At 65.1% G+C, this 24,940-nt stretch carries 27 protein-coding genes; 21 read left to right on the forward strand and 6 right to left on the reverse strand.

From position 1 onward, the window contains the following. Positions 1-2: 2 nt before the first annotated feature. On the reverse strand, positions 3-485 hold the full coding sequence (locus HIM68_RS05520) for a MarR family winged helix-turn-helix transcriptional regulator (protein WP_172170485.1): 483 nt from the start codon (positions 483-485) through the stop codon (positions 3-5). Positions 486-607: 122 nt separating this feature from the next. Here HIM68_RS05520 and HIM68_RS05525 point away from each other — a divergent pair, with 122 nt between their 5' ends. The 9 genes from HIM68_RS05525 (at position 608) to HIM68_RS05565 (ending at position 9,857) form a co-directional block, all read left to right on the forward strand. Continuing rightward, on the forward strand, positions 608-1,267 hold the full coding sequence (locus HIM68_RS05525; RefSeq protein ID WP_216656959.1) for a DUF998 domain-containing protein: 660 nt from the start codon (positions 608-610) through the stop codon (positions 1,265-1,267). Between the two features lie 277 nt (positions 1,268-1,544). After that, a complete protein-coding gene (locus HIM68_RS05530) occupies positions 1,545-1,778 on the forward strand; it encodes a hypothetical protein (protein ID WP_172170487.1) in 234 nt (77 codons plus the stop codon). A 164-nt stretch (positions 1,779-1,942) separates the two neighbouring features. Continuing rightward, entirely contained in the window at positions 1,943-3,187 is a 1,245-nt protein-coding gene (locus HIM68_RS05535; RefSeq protein WP_172170489.1) for an MFS transporter, read from the forward strand. A gap of 94 nt (positions 3,188-3,281) precedes the next feature. After that, on the forward strand, positions 3,282-3,641 hold the full coding sequence (locus HIM68_RS05540; protein WP_172170491.1) for a hypothetical protein: 360 nt from the start codon (positions 3,282-3,284) through the stop codon (positions 3,639-3,641). 228 nt (positions 3,642-3,869) lie between these two features. Beyond that, positions 3,870-4,265 (forward strand): general stress protein, encoded by a 396-nt coding sequence (locus tag HIM68_RS05545; RefSeq protein ID WP_172170493.1) that lies wholly within the window; start codon positions 3,870-3,872, stop codon positions 4,263-4,265. A gap of 121 nt (positions 4,266-4,386) precedes the next feature. After that, positions 4,387-5,760, forward strand: a complete 1,374-nt coding sequence (locus HIM68_RS05550) for an NAD-dependent succinate-semialdehyde dehydrogenase (protein WP_172170495.1) — start codon at positions 4,387-4,389, stop codon at positions 5,758-5,760. A gap of 81 nt (positions 5,761-5,841) precedes the next feature. After that, entirely contained in the window at positions 5,842-6,642 is an 801-nt protein-coding gene (locus HIM68_RS05555) for an SDR family NAD(P)-dependent oxidoreductase (RefSeq protein ID WP_172170497.1), read from the forward strand. 66 nt (positions 6,643-6,708) lie between these two features. Next, on the forward strand, positions 6,709-7,890 hold the full coding sequence (locus tag HIM68_RS05560) for an NAD(P)/FAD-dependent oxidoreductase (protein WP_172170499.1): 1,182 nt from the start codon (positions 6,709-6,711) through the stop codon (positions 7,888-7,890). 110 nt (positions 7,891-8,000) lie between these two features. Continuing rightward, on the forward strand, positions 8,001-9,857 hold the full coding sequence (locus tag HIM68_RS05565) for an MFS transporter (RefSeq protein WP_172170501.1): 1,857 nt from the start codon (positions 8,001-8,003) through the stop codon (positions 9,855-9,857). On the opposite strand, the gene HIM68_RS05570 is transcribed toward HIM68_RS05565, so the two are convergent. Beyond that, entirely contained in the window at positions 9,852-10,160 is a 309-nt protein-coding gene (locus tag HIM68_RS05570; RefSeq protein WP_172170503.1) for a hypothetical protein, read from the reverse strand. The two genes, HIM68_RS05565 and HIM68_RS05570, sit on opposite strands and share 6 nt — an antisense overlap. 310 nt (positions 10,161-10,470) lie before the next feature. Between HIM68_RS05570 and HIM68_RS05575 the strand changes: the two genes are divergently transcribed. The 12 genes from HIM68_RS05575 to HIM68_RS05630 all read left to right on the forward strand — a co-directional run bounded on the left by HIM68_RS05575 (position 10,471) and on the right by HIM68_RS05630 (position 19,945). Then, complete coding sequence (locus tag HIM68_RS05575; protein WP_172170505.1) at positions 10,471-11,610, forward strand: YbdK family carboxylate-amine ligase; 1,140 nt, start codon at positions 10,471-10,473, stop codon at positions 11,608-11,610. Positions 11,611-11,869: 259 nt separating this feature from the next. After that, the gene (locus HIM68_RS05580) at positions 11,870-12,550 is read left to right on the forward strand and encodes a hypothetical protein (RefSeq protein WP_172170507.1); all 681 of its coding nucleotides are present in this window, start codon (positions 11,870-11,872) and stop codon (positions 12,548-12,550) included. Further along, positions 12,543-13,655: an SRPBCC family protein gene (locus HIM68_RS05585; protein WP_172170509.1), complete on the forward strand. Its 1,113-nt coding sequence runs from the start codon at positions 12,543-12,545 to the stop codon at positions 13,653-13,655. Before HIM68_RS05580 ends, HIM68_RS05585 begins: the two co-directional genes overlap by 8 nt. Before the next feature lie 31 nt (positions 13,656-13,686). Then, positions 13,687-14,121 carry a gas vesicle protein GvpJ gene (gene gvpJ / locus HIM68_RS05590; protein ID WP_139908841.1) on the forward strand — a complete coding sequence of 145 codons (435 nt, stop codon included), beginning with the start codon at positions 13,687-13,689 and terminating at the stop codon, positions 14,119-14,121. Further along, positions 14,118-14,870, forward strand: coding sequence for a GvpL/GvpF family gas vesicle protein (locus HIM68_RS05595; protein ID WP_172170511.1), 753 nt, complete (start codon positions 14,118-14,120; stop codon positions 14,868-14,870). Before gvpJ ends, HIM68_RS05595 begins: the two co-directional genes overlap by 4 nt. A gap of 8 nt (positions 14,871-14,878) precedes the next feature. Continuing rightward, the gene (locus HIM68_RS05600) at positions 14,879-15,130 is read left to right on the forward strand and encodes a gas vesicle protein GvpG (RefSeq protein ID WP_039206887.1); all 252 of its coding nucleotides are present in this window, start codon (positions 14,879-14,881) and stop codon (positions 15,128-15,130) included. Then, positions 15,127-15,615, forward strand: coding sequence for a gas vesicle protein (locus HIM68_RS18920; protein WP_172170513.1), 489 nt, complete (start codon positions 15,127-15,129; stop codon positions 15,613-15,615). Before HIM68_RS05600 ends, HIM68_RS18920 begins: the two co-directional genes overlap by 4 nt. A gap of 21 nt (positions 15,616-15,636) precedes the next feature. Beyond that, positions 15,637-16,143 (forward strand): gas vesicle protein, encoded by a 507-nt coding sequence (locus tag HIM68_RS19165; RefSeq protein WP_172170515.1) that lies wholly within the window; start codon positions 15,637-15,639, stop codon positions 16,141-16,143. Continuing rightward, on the forward strand, positions 16,091-17,155 hold the full coding sequence (locus tag HIM68_RS05615; RefSeq protein ID WP_216656961.1) for a gas vesicle protein: 1,065 nt from the start codon (positions 16,091-16,093) through the stop codon (positions 17,153-17,155). The genes HIM68_RS19165 and HIM68_RS05615 overlap by 53 nt, the downstream gene beginning before the upstream one ends. Further along, entirely contained in the window at positions 17,146-17,469 is a 324-nt protein-coding gene (locus HIM68_RS05620) for a gas vesicle protein K (RefSeq protein WP_139908837.1), read from the forward strand. The genes HIM68_RS05615 and HIM68_RS05620 overlap by 10 nt, the downstream gene beginning before the upstream one ends. Then, the gene (locus tag HIM68_RS05625) at positions 17,466-18,302 is read left to right on the forward strand and encodes a GvpL/GvpF family gas vesicle protein (RefSeq protein WP_172170517.1); all 837 of its coding nucleotides are present in this window, start codon (positions 17,466-17,468) and stop codon (positions 18,300-18,302) included. The genes HIM68_RS05620 and HIM68_RS05625 overlap by 4 nt, the downstream gene beginning before the upstream one ends. Continuing rightward, a complete protein-coding gene (locus HIM68_RS05630; RefSeq protein WP_172170519.1) occupies positions 18,299-19,945 on the forward strand; it encodes an NAD-dependent epimerase/dehydratase family protein in 1,647 nt (548 codons plus the stop codon). The genes HIM68_RS05625 and HIM68_RS05630 overlap by 4 nt, the downstream gene beginning before the upstream one ends. Before the next feature lie 118 nt (positions 19,946-20,063). Here HIM68_RS05630 and HIM68_RS05635 read toward each other — a convergent pair whose 3' ends face one another. From HIM68_RS05635 to HIM68_RS05650, 4 genes are all read right to left on the reverse strand, one after another. Continuing rightward, positions 20,064-22,217 (reverse strand): catalase, encoded by a 2,154-nt coding sequence (locus tag HIM68_RS05635; RefSeq protein ID WP_172170521.1) that lies wholly within the window; start codon positions 22,215-22,217, stop codon positions 20,064-20,066. A 44-nt stretch (positions 22,218-22,261) separates the two neighbouring features. Beyond that, positions 22,262-23,446: a zinc-dependent alcohol dehydrogenase gene (locus HIM68_RS05640; protein WP_172170523.1), complete on the reverse strand. Its 1,185-nt coding sequence runs from the start codon at positions 23,444-23,446 to the stop codon at positions 22,262-22,264. A gap of 62 nt (positions 23,447-23,508) precedes the next feature. After that, positions 23,509-23,769 (reverse strand): CDGSH iron-sulfur domain-containing protein, encoded by a 261-nt coding sequence (locus HIM68_RS05645; RefSeq protein ID WP_139908832.1) that lies wholly within the window; start codon positions 23,767-23,769, stop codon positions 23,509-23,511. Continuing rightward, positions 23,766-24,860, reverse strand: a complete 1,095-nt coding sequence (locus HIM68_RS05650; protein ID WP_172170525.1) for an iron-containing redox enzyme family protein — start codon at positions 24,858-24,860, stop codon at positions 23,766-23,768. The genes HIM68_RS05645 and HIM68_RS05650 overlap by 4 nt, the downstream gene beginning before the upstream one ends. Positions 24,861-24,940 lie beyond the last annotated feature (80 nt).

Consider the following 24,940-nt stretch of genomic DNA (forward strand, 5'->3'; position numbering starts at 1 on the left):
GGCTACTCCTGACCTCCGGTCGCGCGGCGGGTAGCCTCGGCGGCGTGATCGAGGAAGCCGGCAATCGTCTCCAGGGCCGCGTCATCGAGTCCGGACAACCCGGCACCGAGCTCCTCACCCAAAGGTGCCAACTGTGAGAACAGCTCGGGCAGGTGAGTCGGATCAACGCGGACGACGACGGTGCGTCGGTCGGTCTCCGAGCGCTCGCGGACCACCCAACCCTGCTGCATGAGCCGATCGATGATGCCGGTGGTCGTCGCCGGCGGCAGCGCGAGCATCCGTGCGAGCTCACCGGTCGTCACAGCCTCGTGGCGGTGGACGAGGTTGAAGCATTGCAAGTCGATCGGACGCATCCCCAGCCGTGCACTGAGGTGCTGGCCGAAGATCGCCAGTTGGAGTTCGAGTTCCCGATAGCGGTCGAGGACGCGCCACATCGGGGTCTCGCCCGAATTGATCTCGGGGACCTCAGGAACGGGATCACTCATGTCCACATCCTCTCAGTCTTCGGCAGGGAAGTCGTGCGCCGCTATCGCCAGACCCGCATCTAGTCCAGACCCGCACGCGGCAAACTCTTTCGGTTTCAAGATATTTCGTTTATCGTAATAGTATGTCAGATGGTCTCGACGTACGTGCCGCAGTCACCCGATCGATGCTCGGGTGGGGCGTCGTCGCGGGTCCCTTCTACATCGCGTTCGGCCTCATCCTTGCCCTGACCAGGGACGGATTCGACCTGACCCGTCACTCGCTCAGTCTGCTCAGCCTCGGTGAGGGCGGCTGGCTCCAGATCCTCAACTTCGCCCTCACCGGCATCATGGTCATCGTCGCCGGGTGGGGACTGCTGCGCGCGCCCACCGACCGGTCACGCGGCACCGGCATCGCTGTCATCATCGCCGGCGCCGCGCTCGTGCTCGCCGGGGTATTCCGCCCCGATCCCGTTGCCGATTTCCCTCCCGGCGCCGAGGCGACCGCCACCACCGGTGGGATCCTGCACCTGGTCATGGGCGCCGCCCTGTTCATCGGCCTGACCGTTGCGGCACTCATCCTGGCCGGCACCTTCGCCCGTCGCGGCGAGCGCGGCCGCGCCGCACTGTCACGCATCCTCGGCGTCGTCGTGGTCGTCGCGTTCCTCGCCGGGGCCGCGCTGTCTGCCTCCCCGATCGGGGTAGGTCTGCTGTGGCTGGCCGTCGTCGCCGGATTCGCCTGGCTGCTCGTCAGCTGCCTCTGGGTCTACCGGATCGTCCCGCACCCCGACCTGTCCCGGCGCTGAGCCTCGAACCCTCAGCAGTTCGGTAACACAGTCATAACGATCGATCGGACGTTTGCCAGGGGCGAGCAGGCGTCCGGCCCAGCCGGTCGCGGTAGTACGGCTTTTGTGAAAATTCTGACACATTCAACAATTTCTTCATGTGGCAATCCGAGCCCGAACTCGCAGGCTAATCTTGCTGTCGGTGCCTGTCCGGCGTGACTGGAACGGGCGCGGGTGACAGACCCCGGCGCATTCCGACCGCACCTGGCGGAGATGCCGACAACGAGATGGAGTGACGATGACCTACACGCTGCAGGCCGTTGAGAACTCGGATGAGAAGGCCGGCCTGGTCCGGCGATTCCGCAACGGTGCCCTCATCGTCATCTTCGCCTCCGTACTGTGCGGGCTGCTGGCATGGAATGAACCGCAGCCGGCGGCGGTCGCGCTCGCCGTCTTCGTCGGCGGGGCGGGCATCCTCGCCATTGACATCGCCCTGGCTTACCGATCTTCGGTGCGGCGCTCGAAAAGCTGAACCGCGGAGGAATCCGCGACAGACCTGCCCAAACCTGCACCCGTTCTGCCCCCGTAGCGCTGTGCCACCGCGGTTGCATAACCGCTCCTGAGACACCGCAACACCCGTCGTCAGCCTCCGGCTAGCATGCTGACTTGAAGCATGCCGGCGACAGGAGGTGGACAATGGCCAACCAGGGCCAGCAACCGGATCAGAAGACACCTGGCATCGGTCTTCTCACCGTCCTCCTCGGCGCCGTCGCCGCCGGGCCCATCATGCTCTACGGCCTCAGTGCCACGAGCGATTCCATCATCGCCGAGCTCGGCATCTCCGAAGCCCACTTCGGCCTGCTCGCCACCACCTGTTTCGGCGCTGCCGCGATCGGCAATGCTACCCTCGGCCGTCTCGCCGACCGGCATTCCGACCTCTCGCTCATGGCGTTCATCTTCGTCCTCGCCGCACTCGCCCTCCTGCTTGTGGCCGTGCCCGACGGATTCTGGATGCTGCTGGCAGCCGCCGCCCTGTCCGGCATCGCCCAATCCTTCCCCAACGGCGTGACCAACCGGATCCTCCTCGAGCGCGTCCCGGACAGGAAACGCATCGGCTGGGTCGGTATCAAACAGTCCGGAGTCCAGGTCAGCCAGCTCGTCGCCAGCCTCGCCTTCCCCGTCCTCGCGCTCGGCATCGGCTGGCGCGGCGCGGCACTCACTGTCGCGATCATCCCGCTCATCCTGCTCGCGATGACCTGGTATTCCCTGCGCACCACCCCGCTGCTGACCGCTCCGAAATCCCCAACCGACACCCCCGCCGAGGCGACCCGACCTGACCCCGAACCTGCCCCCACCCGTCCGGCCAAGCACCCCGGCATGGTGTGGGCATTGGCGCTGTTCGGACTGATCAACGGCATCGGCGTGCAGGCGACGAACGTGTACATACCGCTCTTCGCCGTGCGGGAGATGGGCTTCAGCCTCGTCCTCGGCGGCGCCTCGGCCGCGCTGGCCGGCGTCATCGGCGTCATCGCCCGCGTCACCTGGGCCAGGCGCATGGCCAAAGGCGCCTCGGGGCCGCGCCTGCTTTTGGTCCTCGCCCTCATCGCGCTGGCCGGGGCGGTGCTATTCCTCATCGCCGACGTTGCCGGGTGGGCCCTGCTCGTCTGGGTTGCAGTGGCCTTCCACGGCATCTCTGCGCTCGGCGTCTCCGTGGTGCTCATGGCCGCACTCATGCGCGCGATCCCGGCGTCCTCGATGGTCTCGGCCAGCGGCATGGTCACTGCCGGAATGTTCTTCGGCTTCGCCCTGGGACCGCTGCTCATGGGCGTCATCGTCGGCTCACCCGGCGGGTTCGTGCTCGGCTGGATCGCCGTCGGCATCACCTATGTGCTGTGCGTGATCCTCGCGCTCATCCTGATTCGTGTGAGCTCACGCCGCTGACGCAGGCCCCCGTCCACTGACCGCGGCGGCTGTCCCTCGCCCGAATCCTCGACCGCCTCGGCAGTTGTCAGACTCAGGACCTAGAATAGAACACATGTCTGAATATGATCCTCCGGCGTGGATGATCCGCTACCGGAACTTCAAAACGCTGTGCTCCTATGTCTGCGGTGAGTTCATCCGCTTCTACCTCACCACCGGCTGCGATCAGATCAGGTATACGCATTCGCAGATCACCGAGGGGCTGCCGAACTATTCATGCCGGCTGGAATCCGACGACGGATCGGTTCTGCTGCTGCCGCTCGATGACTGGGTCGATCGTCTGGACGAGGTCATGCCGCTGGTGCGGACGTGGCTGGGCGAGCATTCGGATCTCAAAGGGTGCAAGCCGGAGAAGTCGCACTACCAGGGTGACCGCTATTGGTTCACCCGCTGGCAGGAGGCCAACCCGTGGTGACGGGCGACTCTGTGATGACGGTGGCCCGCAGTCGGGCGCCTTGGACATCCGGCGGGTGGGTCGCACTAGAATCCGGACCATGCGCAAACGTGTGATCGTGATCGTCATCGCGGCCTTGGCGGTACTGGGGCTGATCGCCACCATGCTGGGCGGCGTGCCTGCCTGAGTCGCTTTCCGGCCTGACATCGTCCGCCGTGCCGGCGACTCTGCAATGCTATGTTGAGCGGCATGGGAAGCAACGACGATCTCAACCCACAGAAGCCGGACGTGACGAGTCACAAGCCGATCGTGAAGACCTTTCACGACGACATCGGTGTGCTCAATCAGTTGCAGAAACTCGCGTCGGAAGGCGTGCCGAAGACGGCCCTGCACGTCTTCGCCCACGATGCGGAGAGCACCGACGAAGTGGTCGGCACCGGCGGAACCCTGGAAGGCCTCGGAGAGCTCGTGGCCGAGCGGTACAACGAACGAGGCGACGAACTCAGGAACCGCTTTCAGCGGTACGGCTTCGACTCCGATGAGATCGAGAAGTTCGAAGATGATCTCGACAACGGAGCGATTCTGCTTGTGATCGACGACCCCGATCTCCGTGCGGATTATAAAGGCAATCGCCGGGCACCGTAAGGGGGCTGGTCGCGGACGTCGACGTTTGGGACGGTGGATTCTCGGTTCGGCAGAGGTCGCGGAGCGAAGACGATTGCTGCTCCGCAGAGCACCTCGACGAACCTCGAGGAAAGGAGAAGCCGTGACCGCGAAATTCAATACCACGAACCCGGCGACCGGAGAGGTCCTCAAGGAATTTCCCACAGCCAGCGACGACGAGATCTCCGCCGTCATCGACGCCTCCGACGCGGCCTTCCAGACATGGCGGACGACCGATGTCCGGAAACGTTCTGCACCGCTCGCCCGAGCGGCGGATCTCATGGACGAGCGCAAGTGGGACCTCGCTGAGCTCCTCACACTCGAAATGGGCAAACTGCGCGCTGAGGCCGAAGCAGAGGTCGAACTGGCAGCGCGGATTCTGCGCTACTACGCCGAAGAGGGACCCCTGCTGCTCTCTGACGAGGTGCTCGCACCGTCCAGTGGAGGCAGCGCGGTGATGAAGTTCGAACCCATCGGTCCGATCCTCGGTGTCATGCCGTGGAACTTCCCCTACTACCAGGTGGTCCGCCTGACTGCACCCAACCTCGTGGCGGGCAACACCATCATCCTCAAGCACGCTTCGAACTGTCCGCAGTCGGCTCTGGCCTTCGAACAGGTCATGAACGATGCGCAGCTGCCGTCCGACTGCTATCGCAACGTCTTCGCCGACAATGATCAGATCCAGACGATCATCGCCGACGAACGAGTGCGAGGCGCATCGCTCACCGGCTCCGAAGGCGCTGGTGCAGCCGTGGCAAGCGGTGCGGGGAACAATCTGAAGAAGTCCATCCTCGAACTCGGTGGAAGCGACCCGTTCATCGTCCTCGACTCCGCGGATCTGGACGCGACCGTCACCGCCGCCGTGAAAGGGCGGATGACGAACTCCGGCCAGAGCTGCATCGCCTCCAAGCGCCTCATCGTGGTCGACGATCTCTACGACGAGTTCGTGGATCTGTTGACGGCGAAGATGTCGCAGTTCGTCGCCGGCGACCCAGCAGACTCCGTCACCACGATGGCGCCTCTGTCCTCCGAAAAGGCCGCCCGAGACCTCATGGAGCAGGTCCAGGACGCTATCGACCACGGGGCCCATGTGCACACCGGCGGGCACCGAGTCGATCGACCGGGTGCCTTCGTCGAACCCACGGTGCTGACCGGGGTGACCGAACAGATGCGCGCCTACTCGGAGGAGCTGTTCGGACCCGTCGCGGTCGTCTACTCGGTCGCAGACGAGGATGAAGCCGTCGCACTCGCCAATGACTCGTCCTTCGGACTCGGCGGCACGGTTGTCAGCGACGACATCGAGAAGGCCCAACGCGTCGCTGACCGCATCGACACCGGAATGGTGTGGATCAACCAGGCCACCTGGACCGAACCCGACCTGCCCTTCGGAGGCACGAAGCGCTCGGGCGTCGGTCGGGAGCTCGGCGCAGAGGGCGTTCGCGAGTTCGTCAACAAGAAGCTCATCCGTACGCCCTGACCAGAACACCCCGGTGCCGACCGGTAACAGTTGGCACCGCGGCGCCAGGGGGGTCGTCCCTGGACCGATCGAGAGGGAGACATGGATCTCAACATCCGCGACCGCAAGGCACTGGTGACGGGGGCGAGTTCGGGCATCGGGCTGGAGACGGCCCGTCAGCTCCTCGCCGAAGGAGCCGTCGTCGTGATGACCGGGCCCGAGCCCGACGAACTCAAAGCCGCAGTCGACGAACTCGCCGAGTTCAAGGAGCGCATCTACGCCCACGACGCCGATATCGCCGATGACGATTCAGTCGACGAACTCGCCGCGTCCGTCGCCGCCGACGTCGGCGACCTCGACATCCTCGTCAATGTCGCCGGCATCCACGGGGCCGGCGGGCTGTTCCACGAGATCAGCCAGGAGGGCTGGGACCGAACCATCGACGTCGACCTCATGGGACCGGTCCGTGTCACTCGGGCGTTCCTTCCGGGACTTCGCCGAGGCGGCTGGGGCCGTATCGTGTTCGTGTCCTCTGAAGACGCGGTGCAGCCCTATGACGACGAGCTGCCGTACTGTGCGGCCAAGGCCGGCATGCTCTCCTTGGCCAAGGGACTCTCGCGCACCTACGCCTCCGAAGGACTGCTGGTCAACACCGTCTCTCCGGCGTTCATCGCGACCCCGATGACCGACGAGATGATGAATGAGCGAGCCCAGCAGAAGGGAACGAGCTTCGATGAGGCCATCGCCTCGTTCCTGCGCGAGGAGCGTCCGTTCATGGAACTCGGACGTCGCGGCCGACCGGAGGAGGTGGCCAAGGTCATCGCATTCCTCTGCTCGGACGCCGCGAGCTTCGTCAACGGTTCGAACTATCGCGTGGACGCCGGATCGGTGGCCACGATCTAGTGCGCCAGAGCGTCCCGAACACCGAATACAGGCACAGCAGAGACGACAGGAAGAGGAGCATCCGACATGGCTGAGTTCCGATATGTGATCATCGGCGGCGGCATGGCCGCTGACTCCGCGGCCCAGGGGATACGGGAGATCGACGAGGAGGGTTCGATCGCCATCATCAGCGATGACGTCGACGAACCCTATACGCGTCCCGCGCTGAGCAAGCGACTGTGGACCGACGAGAGTTTCGACGAGAGCGACAACTACTTCGACACCGCCGAGGCGACCGGAGCCCGGATCAGCCTCCGCACGGAGGCGACCGCAGTCGACGTCGAAGCGAAATCCGTGAGGACGACCCTCGGCGACTTCACCTATGACAAGCTGCTCTTCGTCACCGGCGGGAGACCGAAGGGCATCGATCTGGACGAAGGTGAGCGGGTCATCTGCTTTCGCGAGTTCAACGATTACCGCCGTCTGCGGGATTTGTCGGGCCGGAACCTGAGCATCGCAGTCATCGGCGGCGGCTTCATCGGCACCGAACTCGCCGCCGCCCTGGTGCAGAACGACACCCGAACGACTCTGATCTTCGACGACGACACCCTCGGCGGGTCCATCTTCCCGCCGGACCTCGCCAAGCAGTTCCACGAACTCTATCGCAGCCACGGAGTGACTCTCGTGCCGGGCACGAAGGCCTCGGGTGGGCACGTCGACGGCGATCGAGTGGTGCTCGACTGTGACGGCGAGTCCCATGAGTTCGATGCCGTGGTCGTCGGCCTCGGCATCGAACCAGCGACCCAGCTCGCAGAGGAGGCGGGATTGGACACGGACGACGGGATCATCGTCGACGAATCGCTGCGGACCTCAAAGCCGGACGTCTTCGCAGCCGGAGACGTTGCTCGCTATCCCGACAGGATCCTCGGACGACAGCGTGTCGAACACGTCGACAACGCCACCCAGATGGGCAAGGCCGTTGGGCGGATCATGGCCGGCGCGGACGAGTCCTACACCCATACACCGTACTTCTACACGAACGTCTTCGACTTTGGGTACCAGGCGGTCGGCGAGCTCGATCCGACACTGCGCACCGTCGAAGACTGGAAGAAGCCCCATACGGATGGAGTGGTGTACTACCTCGGCGAGGACGGACGCGTGCGCGGAGTCCTCATGGTGAATATGGAGGACCGTCTCGACGCCGCGCGGGAGATCCTCACCGAAGACTGGGACCACACACCGGGTGACCTCGTGACCAGAATCTCATGAACTGTGGGTGAAGAATACTCCCCTTCAGGCGTCCGCACCATGCCTTGTCGGCCCGGCGGAGTGTGCTTAGACTGCCTGGCAATCGAGTGGCGTCGTCCAGGAGGTGTCTGATGAGTGAGAACGTCGAGCTCGGAACGATCAAGACGGATGTGCCGGCCCGGTTGGACCGGCTGCCTTGGGCGCGATTCCACTGGATGGTCGTCGTCGGGCTCGGCAGTGTGTGGATCCTCGATGGTCTCGAGGTCACGATGGTCGGCAACGTCGCGGCTCGGATGACCGAAGAGGGCAGCGGCATCGACATGACCGCGGGGCAGATCGGCACCGCCGGTGCCATCTACGTCCTCGGCGCCTGCGTCGGTGCGATCGTCTTCGGCCAGCTCACGGACCGATTCGGCCGACGCAAGCTCTTCCTCATCACTCTCGTGCTCTATCTCGTCGCCACCGTCGCCACGGCGTTCTCGTTCTCCGCCTGGTACTTCTTCCTCGTCCGCTTTCTCACCGGTGCCGGCATCGGCGGGGAATACGCGGCCGTGAACTCGGCCATCGACGAACTCATCCCCGCCCGCGTCCGGGGCCGCATCGATCTCATCATCAACGGCTCCTACTGGCTCGGCGCCGCCGGTGGGGCGGCGACGACGCTGCTGTTCCTCAACACCGACATCCTGCCGAAGATGATCGGCTGGCGCCTGGCCTTCGCCGTCGGCATGCTGCTGGCGATCTTCGTCTTCGTCGTGCGCAAGAACGTTCCAGAGAGTCCGAGGTGGCTGTTCATCCACGGTCGGAACGATGAGGCCGAACGTATCGTCGGCAAGATCGAAGACGGCATCGAGGCGGAGACCTCACAGACTCTGCCGCCGCCGAAGAAGACCATCACCGTCCGGCAGCGGAAGACGATCTCGTTCGACGAGATCATGAAGGTCGCTTTCACGATCTATCCTAAACGCGCGATCCTCTGCCTCGTCCTCTTCGTCGGTCAGGCGTTCCTCTACAACGGCATCACCTTCAACCTCGGCACGATCTTCAGTGGTTTCTATGGAGTCGCCGCAGCCTCGGTGCCGATCTTCATCATTCTGTGGTCGCTGAGCAACTTCGCCGGCCCCGTCGTCCTCGGCAGGCTCTTCGACACGATCGGTCGGAAGCCGATGATCTCGTTCAGCTACCTCGGATCGGCGGTCGTCGCAGTCGTCCTCGCCTTCGTCTTCAATGGTGAAGTCGGCGGCGAATGGCTCTTCCTCCTGATCCTCGTCGTCTGCTTCTTCCTCGCCTCGTCCGGGGCCAGTGCGGCCTATCTCACCGTCAGCGAGATCTTCCCGATGGAGACGCGGGCACTGGCCATCGCGTTCTTCTACGCCGTCGGCACGGCCGCCGGAGGCATCGCCGGACCGCTGCTCTTCGGCGGCATGATCGAATCCGGGGATCGTTCCCAGGTGGCCTGGGCATTCTGCATCGGGGCGGCGGTCATGGCGCTCGGCGGGGTGGCCGAGCTGCTCTTCGGAGTCAAAGCGGAAGGTGCCGATCTCGAAGACATCGCTCGCCCGCTGACAGCCGAGGACGCCGAAGGCGCCGCCGCGCGGGACAGCCGCGAGCAGAGCGAGGGCACCACCGCGCACACCGAGGGCACTGAGCAGACCGAGCCCGCTGAACCACGCGAGACTGCGGCGCGGCCCGACGCGGAATCCCGGTCCAGCCGTCTGCGCCCCGGTCCGGGCTCGGCCGGCGTCTACGCGCCGTGGCCCTCCGTGTCCTCCCGCGAGGTTCCTCCCGAGGTCTCGGCCAACGAGGTCAATGGCATCATCGAGTTCGTCCGCGACATGGAACCTGTCGGGGAAGTGGAACTCTACCGGGCGATCGGGGCTCGTCGGTGGGGCCCGGGACGGTTCCGCGCGGCCGTGCGCGAAGCGATCAGGCGGGGCGCCGTCCATCGCAATCGCCACGGCAGACTGGAATACCGCGGCGACGATTCATAGTCCGGGTTCGTCGGTGAGCGGCGCCCGCGGAGGCGGGGGAAGCATATCGATGAGTTCGTTGACGGCTTTGGCCAGAATGTCGTGCTGGTACAGGGACATGAAGTACGCCTCATGGATGTAGGCGTCGAGTTCGCAGTCGCTGAGGTCACCGCCGAGGCTGACATAGTGCAGCCACATCCCGGTGACCGAAATGTTCCAGAATTCGACGGCCTCTGCGAGTTCTCTGCGTCTCTTGATCGCCCGTTCGTCGGAGAACGAGGAATCGGGCTGAGTGTCGATGCGGCTCGGGTTCTGATCGTCCATGGTCCTGATGATTCGCCTCGTGATGTTCGCAGCAGGAGGGGTCTGCCGGCTGTTCCAGCGATCCGATGTTCAGCGGACCGCGCTCGTGTGTGTCCACGTGCCTCGAATCTCCCAGCAGTGTACGCTCTGCTTCCCGAGCAGGGCTAGAGGCGGACAGCGCTCCGCCTGCCACTTCTGAATCGCCGTCGATGGTCTCCGCGGTCGACTCTACGCAGGTATTTCCGTGAGGCCCCGTCACCTCTGTCGCATTCCCTGAGCCTCCAATAGCGTGGGCGAACCTGGAACCGAGGACCGGCGAAGAGAGGTGGCCATGAGCGAATTCGGCATCGAGGAGGAGTTCTTCCTCATCGATCGGCAGTCTCTTCTGCCTGTTCGGTCATCGAACAGCGTGCAGGCGATCCACGATGTGATCGGAGCGAACAGGGCGTCGGGGTGTACGGAATGGCTGCCATGCCAGATCGAACATTCCTCGCCCGTGTTCACGAGATCGGCGGAGGCCTTCGATTCGCTGCTCGGCTTTCGGCATGATCTGGCGAAGGCCTCGGCGCCGCACGGGATCTTCGCCGTTGGGCTGGGGACTGCTCCCCGTATTCCCGCAGGATCGGCAGAAGTCAGCGAAGGTGACCGCTACCGGCTCTTCGCCGACCTGGCGCCGGGAATCGCCGCCGAACAGTACATCAACGGCATGCATGTCCATGTGGGAGTCCCCGACCGTCGAGCAGGGGTGAAGGCGCTCAACGGCATGCGACGCTGGCTGCCCGTGCTCACAGCCCTGAGCGCGAACTCTCCGCTGTGGCGAGGAGCCGACACCGGCTTCGCAAGTTGGCGTTCGGTGCACTATCGGCAATGGGTCGTCTACGGCATTCCTCCCCATTTCGCCGACCTCGAGGACTACGAGAACCAGGTTGCGGATCTCCTCCGCACCGAGGTGGTGCTCGACGAGGCGACACTGGGGTGGCTGGCACGACTGTCGCCGGGACACGAGACCGTCGAGATCCGCACCTGCGACGTGCAGCTCGACGCCGGAACAGCGCTGACTCTCGCCTTGCTCATCCGTGCCCTGGTCCACGTCGAGATGGAAGATCCCCGACCATGCACGACGCCGACGCAGCTGTTGGACGCCGCTCACTGGCAGTCCGCTCGATTCGGACTGACCGGCAGTCTGATGGACGCGGAGACGCGGTCCGACGTGTCCGCGCAGTACGCCGTGCGAACCGTCTATGACCGTGCCCTGCCTGTCCTGCAGCGGACCAGTGATGCCGAGGTCGTGCGCTCCGGACTCTCCCTCCTGCTCAGCCGGGGCACGGGATCCGAATGCCAACGTCGTGCCCTGGCCGGTGAGGGAGTGTCTGGTCTGATGACCTGCGCCGAGCGGCGACTCACTGATCGGTCACGGAGCGGCCCGAAGCAGAGTGCTGTCGTGTACTCGGGCGATCCTGACCCCCCTTGACGGATCGGGGGTCGTCGAACAGACGATGGAAAAAGGGCAGATTGCTCTCGGCTTCACTATCAAGCCCGCAGATGCGAACCGGAATCTGCGACAGCGTCGGACGACAGGCGGCGAAGAGTTCCGCCTCCCGTCGACGCACCACATCCTTCGAATCACATCATTCCGCAGCGGACCCGCATCCCCTGAACAGCAGAATCAGCAACGGACCGCTGCACCCCATATTTCGAACCGTGCGCCACGCACACGAGCGGAGGTTACCGTGAACAACAAGATGAAACTCACCGGCCTGATACTGGCGGGCTATGTGCTCGGCAGGACCAAGAAGCTCGGCCTCGCATTGACGATCGCTTCGACGGTCGCCGGAACGACAGCGGCGAAGAACCGCGACCAGCTCCTGGGTGGGCTGAAGGACTTCGCCGAGTCCTCTCCCGAGCTCAAGAGCCTGCAGGAGAAGATCACCGGTCGTCTGGCCGAATCAGGCAAGAGCGCGGCCAGAGCCGTGGCAGCCAAAGGAGTCGACCAACTCAGCGTCCGCCTCCAGGAGCAGACCGAGAAGATGAAGTCGACCCTCGACGACGCCGCCGACTCGATCGACCCCAATGTCGATGACAGCGAGGGCGCGGACGACGAGGAGGAAGCACCCGAGGCAGAGGACGAGAACGCTCCCGAGAACTCGGAGGAGTCTGAAGTCGACGAGGCGGAGCCGACCGACGATGAGCAGCAGGCCGACGAAGAGCCGCAGGCAGAGGAGGAAACTCCGAAGAAGCCGGCAGCCAAGCGGTCCTCGACAGCGAAGCGCTCTGCGAAGGGAACGCGTTCGTCGAAGTCCTCGACCACTTCGCGCGGTTCGCGCACGAAGTCGGGCTCCAAGCGCTCGACGACTGCGAAGAAGACATCGACCCGCGCCGCGGCCAAGCCCGAGGAGGCCGAAGATGAGTGATGATTCGATCTTCAGCGGCCTCAAGCAGCAGGCCGGAGACTATGCCAAGACCTTCGGCCGCAAAGCCATGAACACCGTGGGCGACAAGGTCGAGAAGTTCGCGGACAAGCTCGACGGCGTCGGCGATTCGGCGGGCCCGGCTACTCAGGCCGGGGCCGAAGAGATCGCCGAGGGCAAATCGCCTGCGAAAGCCGCGGTCTCGGCGGCGGCGACCGGTGTCAAGGACAAGATCAAGGGGGTTTTCGGAGGCGGCTCAGGAGGATCCGGCGGTTCCGGGGCGGGTGACTTCAAATTCTCGAACATCGTCGAGACCGCCGAGGTCGGAGTTCCGCTGAGCGTGGCCTATAACGCATTCACGATGTTTGAGGACTGGCCCGACTTCATGAAGAAGGTTGAGAACGTCGAACGCACCGACGACGTCACCCTCAGCATCAAAGGGCAGGCCGTGTGGTCGCATCGGACGTGGGAAGCCACGATCACCGAGCAGGTTCCCGACTCCCACATCGTCTGGGAATCGACGGGCGAGAAGGGCTACATCAGCGGCAGCATCTCCTTCCACGAAGTCGCTCCCAGGCTGACGCGCATCATTGCAGTGGGCGAATACCACAAGCAGGGCTTCATGGAAGGTGTCGGTGCACTGTGGTTCACCGTTCCCCGCCGTTTCCGCCTCGAACTGAAGTTCTTCGTCCACCACGTGATGAGGCAGATCATGCTCGACCCCGACAGCGTCGAAGGATGGCGCGGAGAGATCCGCGACGGGGAGCTCGTCACCTCCCATGAGGACGGCCTCGAACAGGACCAGGCCGAATCCGAAGACAGCGAGGACGAGCCGGCCGAGGATCAGGTCGCGGACGACGACTCCGGCGCGGATGAGGACGAACCCGGCGAATCCGAGGCGGCGGAGACCGATGTCGAGCCCGCCGAGGGCGAAGCCGAAGAGGAGTACGAGGAGGAGCCGGCAGAGGAATACGAGGACGAGGAACCGGCCGAGGCAGACGACGCGGAGCCCGTAGAGGACTTCGAAGAGGAGCCGGAGCCCGCCGAGTCCGAGGAGCCCGTGGAATACGAGGAATCCGACGAACCAGACGACGAGGAACGCCGCTGAGCGTTCTCCAACCGGGAAGCAGGCAAGGACAATGAGCACCAGCACAATTGAACGTTCACGCGGCAGCTACGTCGACCGTCCGTCATCGAGTTCGCTTGCGGACGTCATCGAGATCATCCTCGACAAGGGCCTGGTCATCGATGCATACGTGCGCGTCTCACTCGTGGGGATCGAGGTCCTCACGATCGACGCGCGCATCGTCATCGCCAGCGTGGACACCTATCTGCGCTTCGCCGAGGCGACGAATCGCCTCGATCTGACCCAACAGGGCGGACGCGATCTGCCGGAGATGATGGGCGGAATGATGGAGAACGGCTCCAAGGGCAAGACCCAAGGAGCTGTGGAAGGCATCAAGGATGCCCTCACCTCGGATGATTCCGACGACGACTCCGGTGAGAGTTCGAATCAGGAGAAGTCGCGTCGCCGGACCAAACGCCCGGCGCGCAGCTCCTCGGAGTCCGAATGAGCGAAGAAGGCGCACCTTTGACCGATCGATATCTGTACGGGATCGTACGCGCCGGCGCGAAGTTGCCGACCAGGCCCGACGGAGTTCAGGGCAATGCTCTCGCTCTCGTCGAGTCCGGGGCAGTTGCGGCCGTGGTCACGGAACTCGCGGACAGTGGGATGCTGGGCACTCCGGAAGCTCTGCAGAACCACAGCGTCGTCCTCGACGAGCTGGCCGAGAAGCAACCGGTGCTGCCGCTTGCATTCGGGACCGTCGTCCCCGGAGGGACCGAAATCGCCGAGGAGGTTCTCGCTCCGCAGGCGGAGGCCTTCGCCGAGGCGCTCGAACAACTGTCCGGATGCACGCAGTACATCCTGAGGATCACCTTCGACCGCGACGCGATACTGCGGGAGATCGTCAGCGGCAACCCCGAGGTGGCCGAGCTGAGGGAGAGGATCAGCGGCACGAGCGAAGACGAGACGAGGAACGAACGCATCCGGCTCGGAGAGATCGTCGTCACGACGATGGAGAGCTGGAGAAGGACCGAAGCTCCTCCGATCCTCGAGCAGATCCGATCCGCGACCGTGGAGACGGCGACGCGAGAAGTCGGCCAGGCCGAGGACGTCGCCGAGGTGGCCGTGCTTGTCCGCAGGGACGCCCTCGACGAGTTCGACTCCGTCATCGAGGAGTTGGCGGAGGCGAACCAGGAACGGATGAGATTCCGGCTGATCGGACCGCAGGCACCCTATGACTTCGTTCCCGAGGTGTAGGTGACGTCATGGGACTCCTGTCAGCAGTGTTCGGCGCTCCCTTGGCACCGCTCAAGGGAACCGTCTGGGTCGCTGAGCAGGTCAGAGGAGAAGCCGAGAAGCGCTATTTCGATCCCGGTGCCATCCGGCGCCAGCTGGAAGAGGTCGCCGGGGCCCGTGAGCGCGGATCGATCAGTGATGACGAAGCCGATGCCCTCGAGCGTGAGCTCGTCGGGCGACTGCTCGAGGGCCGTCGGCGCAGAACCGAGGAGGACCGATGAGCGAAGATTCGAAAGCGAACGAAGAGTCGAGAGCAGAGAGCAGCTCTGCAGACGATGGAGGCGCGACCACGAAGCGCGCCCGGAAGCCGGCTGAGAAGGAGCGCACGACAGAGGGGACGTCCCGCCGGTCGTCCGGATCGGTGTCGGCCTCACACGAGAGACCGACGTCCCGGGAGAAGGCGGCGTCGACATCGCGTTCGAAGAGCGGGTCTCACAGCGCGACCGGTCAGAGGATATCTGCGGTGAAAGCAGTGAAGAAGGCGATCGAGCAATTCAGCACGCTGACGGGCAGGCCTCCGGAATCCGTCGTCGGCACGAGGTGGCACGACGACCACTGGTCTGTGCGTCTGGAAGTCGTCGAATCACGACGCATCCCCGACAGCGCGGATCTGCTGGCCGAGTATGAGGTCGAGCTCGACGGAGCCGGAGAACTCATGGCCTATGACAGAAAGGATCGCTACGTCCGCGGGCGTCCGAGCGAGTGATCGGGAGGCGAAATGAGCATCATGAATCAGCCGAACGAGGCGATGCAGCCGCAGCGCAGCCAGGAGGGCACGCTGCTCCACGTCGTGGAGACGCTGCTGGACAAGGGCCTGGTCCTCAACGCGGACATCATGGTCTCGGTGGCCGGGGTCGAGCTTCTGGGAATTCGGATCAGGGCCGCCCTCGCTTCTTTCGAAACCGCGGCGCGCTACGGTTTGGACTTCCCGGCAGGCACGGACCGCGAAACCGTCGCGTGGAAGGAAGCAGTCGAGCAGAAGGACACCTGCCCGGAGTGCGGAAAGCGATCCGAGCTCGCGCAGCTGATGAACGACTACTGCCCGTGGTGCGGATGGCAGAGCGCGCGTTCGAGGCGGATCGAGGCAGGGGAGCCGGCTCAGCTGAACTCCGCGGACGACGACAGTGCCGCGGACGACGACAGTGCCGCGGACGACGACACCGTGGATGACGGCGCCGTGGATGACGACAGTGCTGCGGGCGACGTCGGTGCCCCGGACGGCGACGATCGCTGAGACGACCATGGCATCTCAGTCGGCCCTGCAGCCCACCCGAGACCCGCGGGCGACCCTGCCCGATCTCCTCGAGGTCCTCCTCAACAAGGGCGTCCATCTCGACCTCGATCTCATCATCTCGGTCGCTGACATCCCGCTCGTCGGTGTCAACCTGCGCGCGACGATCGCCGGTATCGAGACCATGCTCGAATACGGGATGATGCGTCAGTGGGACAGCGACACCCGAGCATGGGTGCAGAAAGCGGTCCGCAGACATCTGCCTCTCGCCGCCGACGAGGAGATCCTCGCGAAGATGGCCGGCGGACACTATCAAGACAACTTCTATCGGACCTGGCGGCCCGGCAGCGCCTATCTCACCTCGCAGCGTCTGATCATCCACCGGCGGGATCCGGCTGAAACTCTGTGGCAGGCGCGCCTGAACTCGATCGCCTCCGTCTCCGCGCTGCGCGAAGCCTCCATCGGAGGTGAGGAACGCACCCGCATCCACGTCCGCCTCGACGACGGCAGCGAGACCACCTTGTCGGCACTCGAGCCGGATCGTCTCATCTCTCTGGTCCAGGCCCAGCTCGACGGGGCCGAGGGCTCCTCAGCCTCGGGACCGGAGGCGAGAACGACCGCGGACCGCCCCCTGCGAGAGGGGAGGATGTGGTTCCTCGAGGAGCTGTCGTCCGGGAGCACGTGGCGCGGGGGACGGGCTTCGCTGTCGAACACGGAACTGACCTGGCGCTCGCCGATGGACGGGCGCGCACGGGTGAGGCTCTCGCCCGAGCAGCTGCAGGACTCTCGCCGGGAGGAGCGCAGCAACCCCACTGACGAGAGTCAGGTCCTCATTCTCGACATCGGCGACTCGATCATCACCCTGGCCGCAGACGATGCGGGTGCATGGTCCGCCGCACTCGACTCCTGGCGGACCGCGCCGCTGGAGAGCGGGCCCGGATCCCCCGGGGGCACCGTGCCACCAGGCCGCAGACACGACGAACACGCCGGAGAAGGAGGCGCATCATGGCACTGAACGTCGACGAAGAGAGCCTCAAACACGGGGTTCTCACCCTCGTCGTCACCCTCGTCGAGGTGATCCAAGAGGCCCTCGAGACCCAAGCCGTGCGTCGGATGGAGGGCGGGGACCTCACCGAGGACGAGCAGAACCGCCTCGGCGAGGCCCTCCTCGAACTCGATGAGGCCATGGACCAGATCAAGGACCAGCACGGGATCACCGGGTCCGTCGAGGATCTGCATCGCGGCCTCGACGACGTCGTCGACGAGGTCGTCGACAAACTCATCAATCCGGCCAGATGGGCCGAGGAGAACGGAAAGGGCGTCGAATGAGCGACGGCACAGAGATGCTCTACGTCTATGCCATCGTCCCCGGCGGCGACTTCACACCCGCCGGCACGGGAATCGATGGGTCCGCCCTGCACGTGGTCGGCCGCGATGCGGGACCGAAGGCCGTGGTGCACCGGCACACCGGAGGCCCCTACGACGGACCCGACGGGGATGTGCGCCGGTGGGTGCTCGAGCACAGCGAGGTCATCGACGATGTCTGGCAGACCGCAGCTGCCGTCCTCCCGGTCTCATTCAACGTCATCGTCCGTTCGGACCCCGACACCGAGGCGACCGCCGCCGAGCAGCTCGAAAGCTGGCTCGACGATTCCGCAGCTGCGCTTTCGCAGCGTTTGGTTGAACTGCGCGGCACGTGCGAGGTGCGTGTCGAACTCACCCTCGACAAAGACCGCCTCGATGACGTCCACGCAGAGGTCGCCGACATGAAGGCGGAGATGGAGAGCCGTCCCGCGGGTGTGCGCAGGCTGCTCGAGAAGCGTCTGGAGAAGACCGAGAGGGACCTGGTCGATCGAACAGCCGATCAGATCTATCCGGAGGTGAGAGGCAGGATCGCCTCCCACTGCCTCGACATCGAAGAGTACCGCTCGACCCGCCGTGAACCCGGACACACGCCGGTGCTCATGGCCTCCTGCCTGGTGAGGAGTCCGGAGGTCCCGTCACTGGGGGCGGAACTCACCGCATTGCAGACAACGCAGCCCGGGCTGTCCATCCGCTTCCTCGGCCCCTGGCCCCCGTATTCCTTCGCCGACGTCACCCTGGACAAGAAGCCCGCGCAGCCCACATCGAGCACCACCGCCCCGGAAGAGGAGAGACCATGAGAGTCGCAGTCATCGGAGCCACCGGGAACGTCGGCACGGCGATCCTCGACGTGCTGGGCCGGACCTCTGAAGTCACCTCGGTGCTGGGGATCTCCAGACGGACGCCCGACACCGAGGCCGAGCCCTATGCGAGATGTGATTGGAGATCGATCGACATCGCCGCCGCGAGCAGCGCGGACACGGCCCACCGCGATCTCACCGAGGCGCTGACCGGCGCCGATGCCGTCATCCACCTGGCTTGGCTCATCCAGCCCAACAGCGACCGGGATCTGCTCCGGCGCGTCAATGTCGACGGCACGGCCCGGGTGGCCGCGGCAGCGGCGGCGGCCGGCGTGCCGCATCTCGTCGTGGCCTCCTCGGTCGGTGCCTACTCTCCCGATGACAGTCTGGACAAACGCGACGAGGGGTGGCCGACCGAAGGCATCCGCTCCTCCCACTACAGCGTGGACAAGGCCGCCCAAGAACGCGTCCTCGACGACTTCTGCGCCGATCATCCCGAGATCACCGTGACCCGGCTGCGTCCCGCACTCATCTTCGGCGCCCCGGCCGCCTCGGAGATCCAGCGCTATTTCCTCGCAAACTGGATGCCCGTGCAGCTGCTGCGAGCAGGCCGTCTGCCGTTCCTGCCGCTGCCCACGGGACTGCGCGGTGTCCAGGCCGTGCATTCCACGGACGTCGCGCGCGCCTATGTGTCCAGTGTCCTCCACCGCTGTGCAGGAGCCTTCAACATCTGCGCCGACGATGTGCTGTATCCGAAGGACCTGGCCGAACTGCTCGATCACGGCAGACACGTCCCGCTTCCGTACGGTGCAGTGCGTGCCGCGCTGGCCGTGGGCCACAGCAGCTCGCTCGTCGCCGCTGACGAAGGATGGTTGGACATGGGGCTCAACGTGCCGCTGATGGACAACACCCGTGCCCGATGGGAACTCGGCTGGGAGCCGGAGTACAGTGCCATGGACTCCGCGCGCGAACTGCTCAAGGGGATGGCCGACGGCGAGGGCGCCGCTTCCGTCCCTCTGCGTCCGCGCGACCCCGAGCAGCCGACGCTGCGGGCGAAGGACGAGAGGAGCACCGGGCCCGAAGCCTCCGATTCGGGCGGGCAGCACAGCGAGGTCGACATGGACCTCCTGGGTCTCTATCTCAGCGATCACCTCACCGGCGCCACCGCCGGAGCGGAGAGGATCGAACGGATGGCGACCGACTTCGTCGATACGCCCGTCTTCACCGCTCTGTCCGAGTTGGCCGCGGAGATCCGCGGCGAGCATCTCTACGTCCAGCACCTGATCGGGCAGTTGGGTCTGCGCCGCCGTCCCGTCGCCGAGGCTGTGTCGTGGGCGGGGGAGAGGGTCGGCAGGCTCAAGGGCAACGGCTCGCTGCTCAGACGCTCGCCCATGACTCTCGTGCTCGAAGCGGAGCTGATGCGCAGTGCGGTCATCGGCAAGCTCGGGATGTGGCAGACACTTGAGGACAACGCCGAGGCGCTCGGCTTGGACGCCGAACAGTTCCGTGAGTTCGCGCAGAACGCTGAACACCAACGCGAAGTGCTCGACACAGTGCACAGCTACGCTCGGAGCCGAGCGTTCCGCCGGGATCTGGCCGTTTTTGATCAGTCCTCGGAAGTCAGCCCTGTGCGGGGCGACTGAGAGACTGTATCCTGCTCCGGTATTCGATGCCTCCGGGCGCATCGACGAGCTGCGAGCCGTCTTCCCGGGCTTCCGCTGCCGGAGACGTCACGTTTCTTCGGCAATGGCATGCAGTGCCTCAGGCCTCGACCCGAGCCCAGGCCCGGTGCTCGCTGAGACCGGCCTGCAGCTGCGACAGCGCGGAGTCGATGTCATCGATGCAGTAGACACCGGGATCTTCCGGCGCAATGCCGTACTTCTCCATCATCGTGCACGAGTCACCGCTGGCGGCGATGAATTTCAGATGTCGCCAGGCCTCCGTGACGAGGAGGTCGATCTCCGTCGTCAGCTCGGTGCCGTCGGCGAAGTAGAGAGCATCGAGCTCGCTCGACGAAGCGGTCGCGTGAGTCCGCTCGATCGCGATGCTCCTCTCACCGGAAGTGATGCGTCCGCCGACCGGGGCGATCGTGATGGGGACCATTCCCGCCTCGGCGATGAGGTCATACGCTCTGACCACCACCTTGGGATCGGTTCCGCTGCCGGTGACGATGCCGACCTTGCGTCCCTCGACGGGCCAGCGCCTGCCCACCTGGGACAGCGCGGGGCTGGGGCGAACCTCGCTTCGCGGCGGCGTCTCGGCCCCTGGAGCCTCGAGTCCGAGACCCTCGGCGACCATGCGGGCAAGCTCCGAGTCCACGGAGGCGAGCACAGCGACCTCGCGGGCCCGGATCGTCTCCTCGTAGCATTTGCCGAGCTCGAAGATGAACGCGTCGGCGAGGTGGTCCTGCTCGACGGGGGTCAGGCTCAGCCAGAACATCCGCGGCTGTGAATAGTGGTCGTCGAAGGACTCTGGCGAACGCCGCTCCTTCGTCGCTGCCGGAATCTCCTGGGCCACCTCGGCGAAGGTGTGCTCATCGGTCTTCTCCGCGGGGAAGGGATTGCCGCCGTCGAGCGAATTGGGTCTGTACGGTGCGGCACCGCGGTGGTCGGCGGTCTGGTGCATTCCGTCGCGGAACATGTCGTTGACCGGGCAGTGCGGACGGTTGATCGGGATCTGGGAGAAGTTCGGTCCGCCGAGGCGGGTGATCTGGGTGTCCAGATAGGAGAAGAGCCGCCCTTGCAGCAGCGGGTCGTCGGTGATGTCGATGCCGGGCACGAGGTGTCCGGGGTGGAACGCCACCTGCTCGGTCTCGTCGAAGAAGTTGCTGGGATTGCGGTTGAGCGTGAGCATTCCCAGCGGCTGCACGGGTGCGAGCTCCTCGGGCACGATCTTCGTCGGGTCGAGCAGATCGATTCCTTCGAAGGTCTCACCAGGGTCGTCGGGGAAGACCTGGACGCCGAGTTCCCACTGCGGGCATGCTCCGGCCTCGATGGCGTCGGCGAGGTCCCGGCGATGGAAGTCCGGGTCGACGCCGTTGACCATCTGGGCCTCCTCCCAGATGAGCGAATGCACACCGGCCTTCGGCTTCCAGTGGAACTTCACCAGGGAGGTCTCTCCGGCGGAGTTCTCGACTCGGAAGGTGTGGATCCCGAAGCCCTCCATCATCCGGAAGGAGCGGGGGATACCCCGATCAGACATCTGCCACATCGTGTGATGAGTCGCCTCGGTGTGCAGGGACACGAAGTCCCAGAAGGTGTCATGCGCGCTCTGCGCCTGCGGGATCTCACGGTCCGGGTGCGGTTTGGCCGCATGGACGATGTCGGGGAACTTGATCGCATCCTGGATGAAGAACACCGGGATGTTGTTGCCCACGAGGTCGAACACACCGTCGGTCGTGTAGAACTTCGTGGCGAAGCCCCGGGTGTCGCGAACGGCATCGGCCGAGCCGCGCGAGCCGACGACCGAGGAGAAGCGGGTGAAGACCTCCGTCTCGACGTCGGGGGCGAGGAAGGCCGCCTTCGTGATGGTCGCGGCATTGCCGTAGGAGACGAAGGTGCCGTGGGCGGCAGAACCGCGCGCGTGGACGACACGTTCGGGGATGCGCTCATGGTCGAAGTGGGTGATCTTCTCCCGCAGGTGGTGGTCCTGCAACAGGGTCGGTCCACGGGAACCCGCCTTGAGCGAATGGTCCGTGTCATAGAGGCGGGTGCCCTGGGCAGTGGTCAGCCAGCTGCCCTGCTGGGCCTGGTCCTCCTGCTTGTCGCGACTGGGTGCCCCTGTCGGCGACGTCGGCTTCGGTCCGCTCTGATCGGACTTCGGCGGCAACGGCTCTCGCGGCGTCGTCGGCTCCTCGAAGTCCGGAATGCGGGAACCGGGTTTGCCCGGAATGATCGGTCGATCTTCTGTACTCATGGTGTCTCCTCAATGGTGGGTTGACTGCAGAAGCGGTGGGCGGCTCACAGATCCGCGTTCGGGTCGAGGATGACTTTGATGCAGCCGTCGGTCTTCTGCTGGAACATCTCATAGGCTTCGGGAGCCGATTCGAGGGGAAGCCGGTGGGTGACGAGGTCATCGACGCCCAGCGGATCCTCGGAGCTTTCGACCAACGGCAGGAGGTCATCGGTCCAGCTGCGGACGTTGCACTGTCCCATCCGCAGCTGGACCTGCTTGTCGAAGAGGGTGAGCAGCGGCATGGGTGAGAGTGCCCCACCGTAGACACCGCTGAGGGAGAGGGTGCCACCTCGGCGAACCAGGTCGATCGCCGCGTGGAGGACGGCTGTTCTGTCGATTCCTCCGGTCTCCATGAGCTTCCGTGCGGCGGGCGGGGGCAGCAGACCAGTCGCCTGCTGCGCTGCCGAAGCCAGCGGTGAGCCGTGGGCTTCCATTCCGACGGCGTCGACGACGGCGTCCGGTCCTCGTCCGGAGGTGGCCTCACGGATGGCCGAATGTGCGTCCTCGTCGAAGTCGAAGACCTCGATCCCATGGCGAGCGGCCATCTCACGGCGTTCGGGCACGGGGTCGAGGGCGAAGACCCTCGCACCGAGGTAGTTGCCGATGCGCGCTGCGAACTGCCCCACCGGCCCCAATCCGTAGACTGCCAGCGAATCTCCTTCCCCGATCCCGGCGTATTTCGCTGCCTGCCAGGCGGTGGGGAGGATGTCGCTGAGGAAGAGGTAGCGGTGATCGGGCAGATCGGCACCGACCTTGATCGGGCCGACATCGGCGTAGGGGACACGGAGGTATTCTGCCTGCCCGCCAGGAACGGACCCGTAGAGTCGGGAGTAGCCGAACAGCTGCGCCCCGGACCCGTACTGCCTCACCTGTGTGGTCTCGCATTGGGTGAACAGCCCTTGCCCGCACATCCAGCAGCGGCCGCAGGAGATGGGGAACGGCACGACCACCCGGTCCTCGACCGCAAGGCCGGATTCGGGTCCGGCTTCGACCACCTTGCCCATCGTCTCGTGCCCGATGATGTCCCCGCGGTCCATGAATGGACCCAGCACTTCGTAGAGGTGAAGGTCGGAGCCGCAGATGGCGGTGGAGGTGACTTCGATGATCGCGTCGTTCGACTTGTGACGGATCGGATCATCGACCGTCTCCACAGAGACGTCTCTCTTGCCTTGCCAAGTGACTGCACGCATTGTCTTCTCTCCTTTTCGATCGACAGTGTGTTCGCCCGTCGGAGCGGTCGCTCGCCCGCGGGTCAGTCGTTATCCGATGGCTCCGCGGGGTCTGTCGGCTGGTCTTCTGTCGGCGGTGGTGCGGGAGCACGGAAGCCGACGGCCCGATGCGAGCCGTCGCACAGCGGTGGGATTCCGGTCTTCCCGCACCGGCAGAGGGCGACGACCCGGCGTTCGGTTGCCGTCTCCTCCCGTCCTGGTGCTGTGAGGACCGCGAAGTCGCCTCGGATCAGCAGCGGCCCGTCCGGGCACGGAGTGATGGTGGTGGTCGGAGTCGTGTTCACAGTGACCTCACGCCCGCTCGCAGCGAGCTGGCTCCTGTGGACCAGGCCGCGAGCATCCGGGAACCGGTGATGTCGTCGAGGCGTAGGCAGGCTGCGGCACCGAAGAGGATGTCGGGGATGAGTCCCGGTTCGTCGTCGGCTGCCCCTCCCGCGAGGTCATGCGCGGCGATCTGTTCGTGAACGGCGTCGGCTTCGACGTGTTCGTCGAAGTACCACGTGACGTCCCGACCGAAGCCGTTTCTGGAGAAGGCACGAGAGTAGAGGCCGTTGGGGATGGACGAGGTCATCTCGAACGCCGCGAGATGACCGATGGCGGCACCTCGCAGGCGCCGGTTGAGACCGAAGAGGTTCATCGCGTTCACCGAGGCGAGAGTGACCGCAGGCACGTCATCGAGGTAGTGATCGGGTCGGTCGTCCAGACCGAATCCGCGCAGCGTCTGGGCGAAGATCTCGGCGTGGACGCGCTCGGGTCTGCCGCCGCCGTATTCGTCAGCCTGGATCTCGACGAGGGCTGCCTTCGCCCGTCCGCGCAGTCGAGGTATCGCCCAGGAATGGGGATCGGCTTCGCGCAGGGTGTAGATGGACTTGTGGATGAGGAATTCCCGCAGCTGGTCGACGGACGCGTGCTTCGCCGCCCATGTGGCCAGCTCCGGCTGCGCCACCTCGCTGGTCATCGAGAACAGTGTCTGTGCGAGTTCGGCGCCGGTGTTCGGAAGGGGTTCCGGGAACGGTGCGAGCGCCCGCAGCGCCGTCTCGAAGCTCTTTTCGATCCGTCCTCGGACTCCGATCAGCAGAGGGTTCCACTCCCATTCACCGCGCACGAAGTCGGCGGGCCCGGTGTGGAGGAGGTAGAGGAGGTGGAGTGACAGCTGGAGATCCTCGTCTCGGAGCAGATCCTCACTCGCCGTCAGGCCGCGTCGGGTCGCGGCGTCGAGTTCGAGCAGCGCCTCGGCCGACACGTGGCCTTCGGCAGTGAGCACGGTGAGCAGAAGGGAGCTGACCTTGCCTCTCGGCCGGGGCGTGAGTCCGCTGCCCGTCGGGGGACTCAGAACTCGGCCGTCCTGCTCATCGATCGCACCAGTCTGTGTCATCCGCTGACTCCTCATCGTCGGCCGTCCCTGAGTAGACAGCGTGGCAAAGTGCGCTGCCGATGTCAGCGTCCGCACGAGAC

It is taken from the genome of Brevibacterium sp. CT2-23B, from assembly GCF_013168765.1.
GTDB classification, from domain to species: domain Bacteria; phylum Actinomycetota; class Actinomycetes; order Actinomycetales; family Brevibacteriaceae; genus Brevibacterium; species Brevibacterium sediminis.

What these genes read in the sequence shown, in the direction of transcription:
- HIM68_RS05520 (WP_172170485.1), bottom strand. Translation starts at nt 485, where the DNA reads ATGAGTGATCCCGTTCCTGAGGTCCCCGAGATCAATTCGGGCGAGACC.
- HIM68_RS05525 (WP_216656959.1), top strand. Translation starts at nt 608, where the DNA reads ATGTCAGATGGTCTCGACGTACGTGCCGCAGTCACCCGATCGATGCTC.
- HIM68_RS05530 (WP_172170487.1), top strand. Translation starts at nt 1,545, where the DNA reads ATGACCTACACGCTGCAGGCCGTTGAGAACTCGGATGAGAAGGCCGGC.
- HIM68_RS05535 (WP_172170489.1), top strand. Translation starts at nt 1,943, where the DNA reads ATGGCCAACCAGGGCCAGCAACCGGATCAGAAGACACCTGGCATCGGT.
- HIM68_RS05540 (WP_172170491.1), top strand. Translation starts at nt 3,282, where the DNA reads ATGTCTGAATATGATCCTCCGGCGTGGATGATCCGCTACCGGAACTTC.
- HIM68_RS05545 (WP_172170493.1), top strand. Translation starts at nt 3,870, where the DNA reads ATGGGAAGCAACGACGATCTCAACCCACAGAAGCCGGACGTGACGAGT.
- HIM68_RS05555 (WP_172170497.1), top strand. Translation starts at nt 5,842, where the DNA reads ATGGATCTCAACATCCGCGACCGCAAGGCACTGGTGACGGGGGCGAGT.
- HIM68_RS05560 (WP_172170499.1), top strand. Translation starts at nt 6,709, where the DNA reads ATGGCTGAGTTCCGATATGTGATCATCGGCGGCGGCATGGCCGCTGAC.
- HIM68_RS05565 (WP_172170501.1), top strand. Translation starts at nt 8,001, where the DNA reads ATGAGTGAGAACGTCGAGCTCGGAACGATCAAGACGGATGTGCCGGCC.
- HIM68_RS05570 (WP_172170503.1), bottom strand. Translation starts at nt 10,160, where the DNA reads ATGGACGATCAGAACCCGAGCCGCATCGACACTCAGCCCGATTCCTCG.
- HIM68_RS05575 (WP_172170505.1), top strand. Translation starts at nt 10,471, where the DNA reads ATGAGCGAATTCGGCATCGAGGAGGAGTTCTTCCTCATCGATCGGCAG.
- HIM68_RS05585 (WP_172170509.1), top strand. Translation starts at nt 12,543, where the DNA reads ATGAGTGATGATTCGATCTTCAGCGGCCTCAAGCAGCAGGCCGGAGAC.
- gvpJ (WP_139908841.1), top strand. Translation starts at nt 13,687, where the DNA reads ATGAGCACCAGCACAATTGAACGTTCACGCGGCAGCTACGTCGACCGT.
- HIM68_RS05595 (WP_172170511.1), top strand. Translation starts at nt 14,118, where the DNA reads ATGAGCGAAGAAGGCGCACCTTTGACCGATCGATATCTGTACGGGATC.
- HIM68_RS05600 (WP_039206887.1), top strand. Translation starts at nt 14,879, where the DNA reads ATGGGACTCCTGTCAGCAGTGTTCGGCGCTCCCTTGGCACCGCTCAAG.
- HIM68_RS18920 (WP_172170513.1), top strand. Translation starts at nt 15,127, where the DNA reads ATGAGCGAAGATTCGAAAGCGAACGAAGAGTCGAGAGCAGAGAGCAGC.
- HIM68_RS19165 (WP_172170515.1), top strand. Translation starts at nt 15,637, where the DNA reads ATGAATCAGCCGAACGAGGCGATGCAGCCGCAGCGCAGCCAGGAGGGC.
- HIM68_RS05615 (WP_216656961.1), top strand. Translation starts at nt 16,091, where the DNA reads ATGACGACAGTGCTGCGGGCGACGTCGGTGCCCCGGACGGCGACGATC.
- HIM68_RS05620 (WP_139908837.1), top strand. Translation starts at nt 17,146, where the DNA reads ATGGCACTGAACGTCGACGAAGAGAGCCTCAAACACGGGGTTCTCACC.
- HIM68_RS05625 (WP_172170517.1), top strand. Translation starts at nt 17,466, where the DNA reads ATGAGCGACGGCACAGAGATGCTCTACGTCTATGCCATCGTCCCCGGC.
- HIM68_RS05630 (WP_172170519.1), top strand. Translation starts at nt 18,299, where the DNA reads ATGAGAGTCGCAGTCATCGGAGCCACCGGGAACGTCGGCACGGCGATC.
- HIM68_RS05635 (WP_172170521.1), bottom strand. Translation starts at nt 22,217, where the DNA reads ATGAGTACAGAAGATCGACCGATCATTCCGGGCAAACCCGGTTCCCGC.
- HIM68_RS05640 (WP_172170523.1), bottom strand. Translation starts at nt 23,446, where the DNA reads ATGCGTGCAGTCACTTGGCAAGGCAAGAGAGACGTCTCTGTGGAGACG.
- HIM68_RS05650 (WP_172170525.1), bottom strand. Translation starts at nt 24,860, where the DNA reads ATGACACAGACTGGTGCGATCGATGAGCAGGACGGCCGAGTTCTGAGT.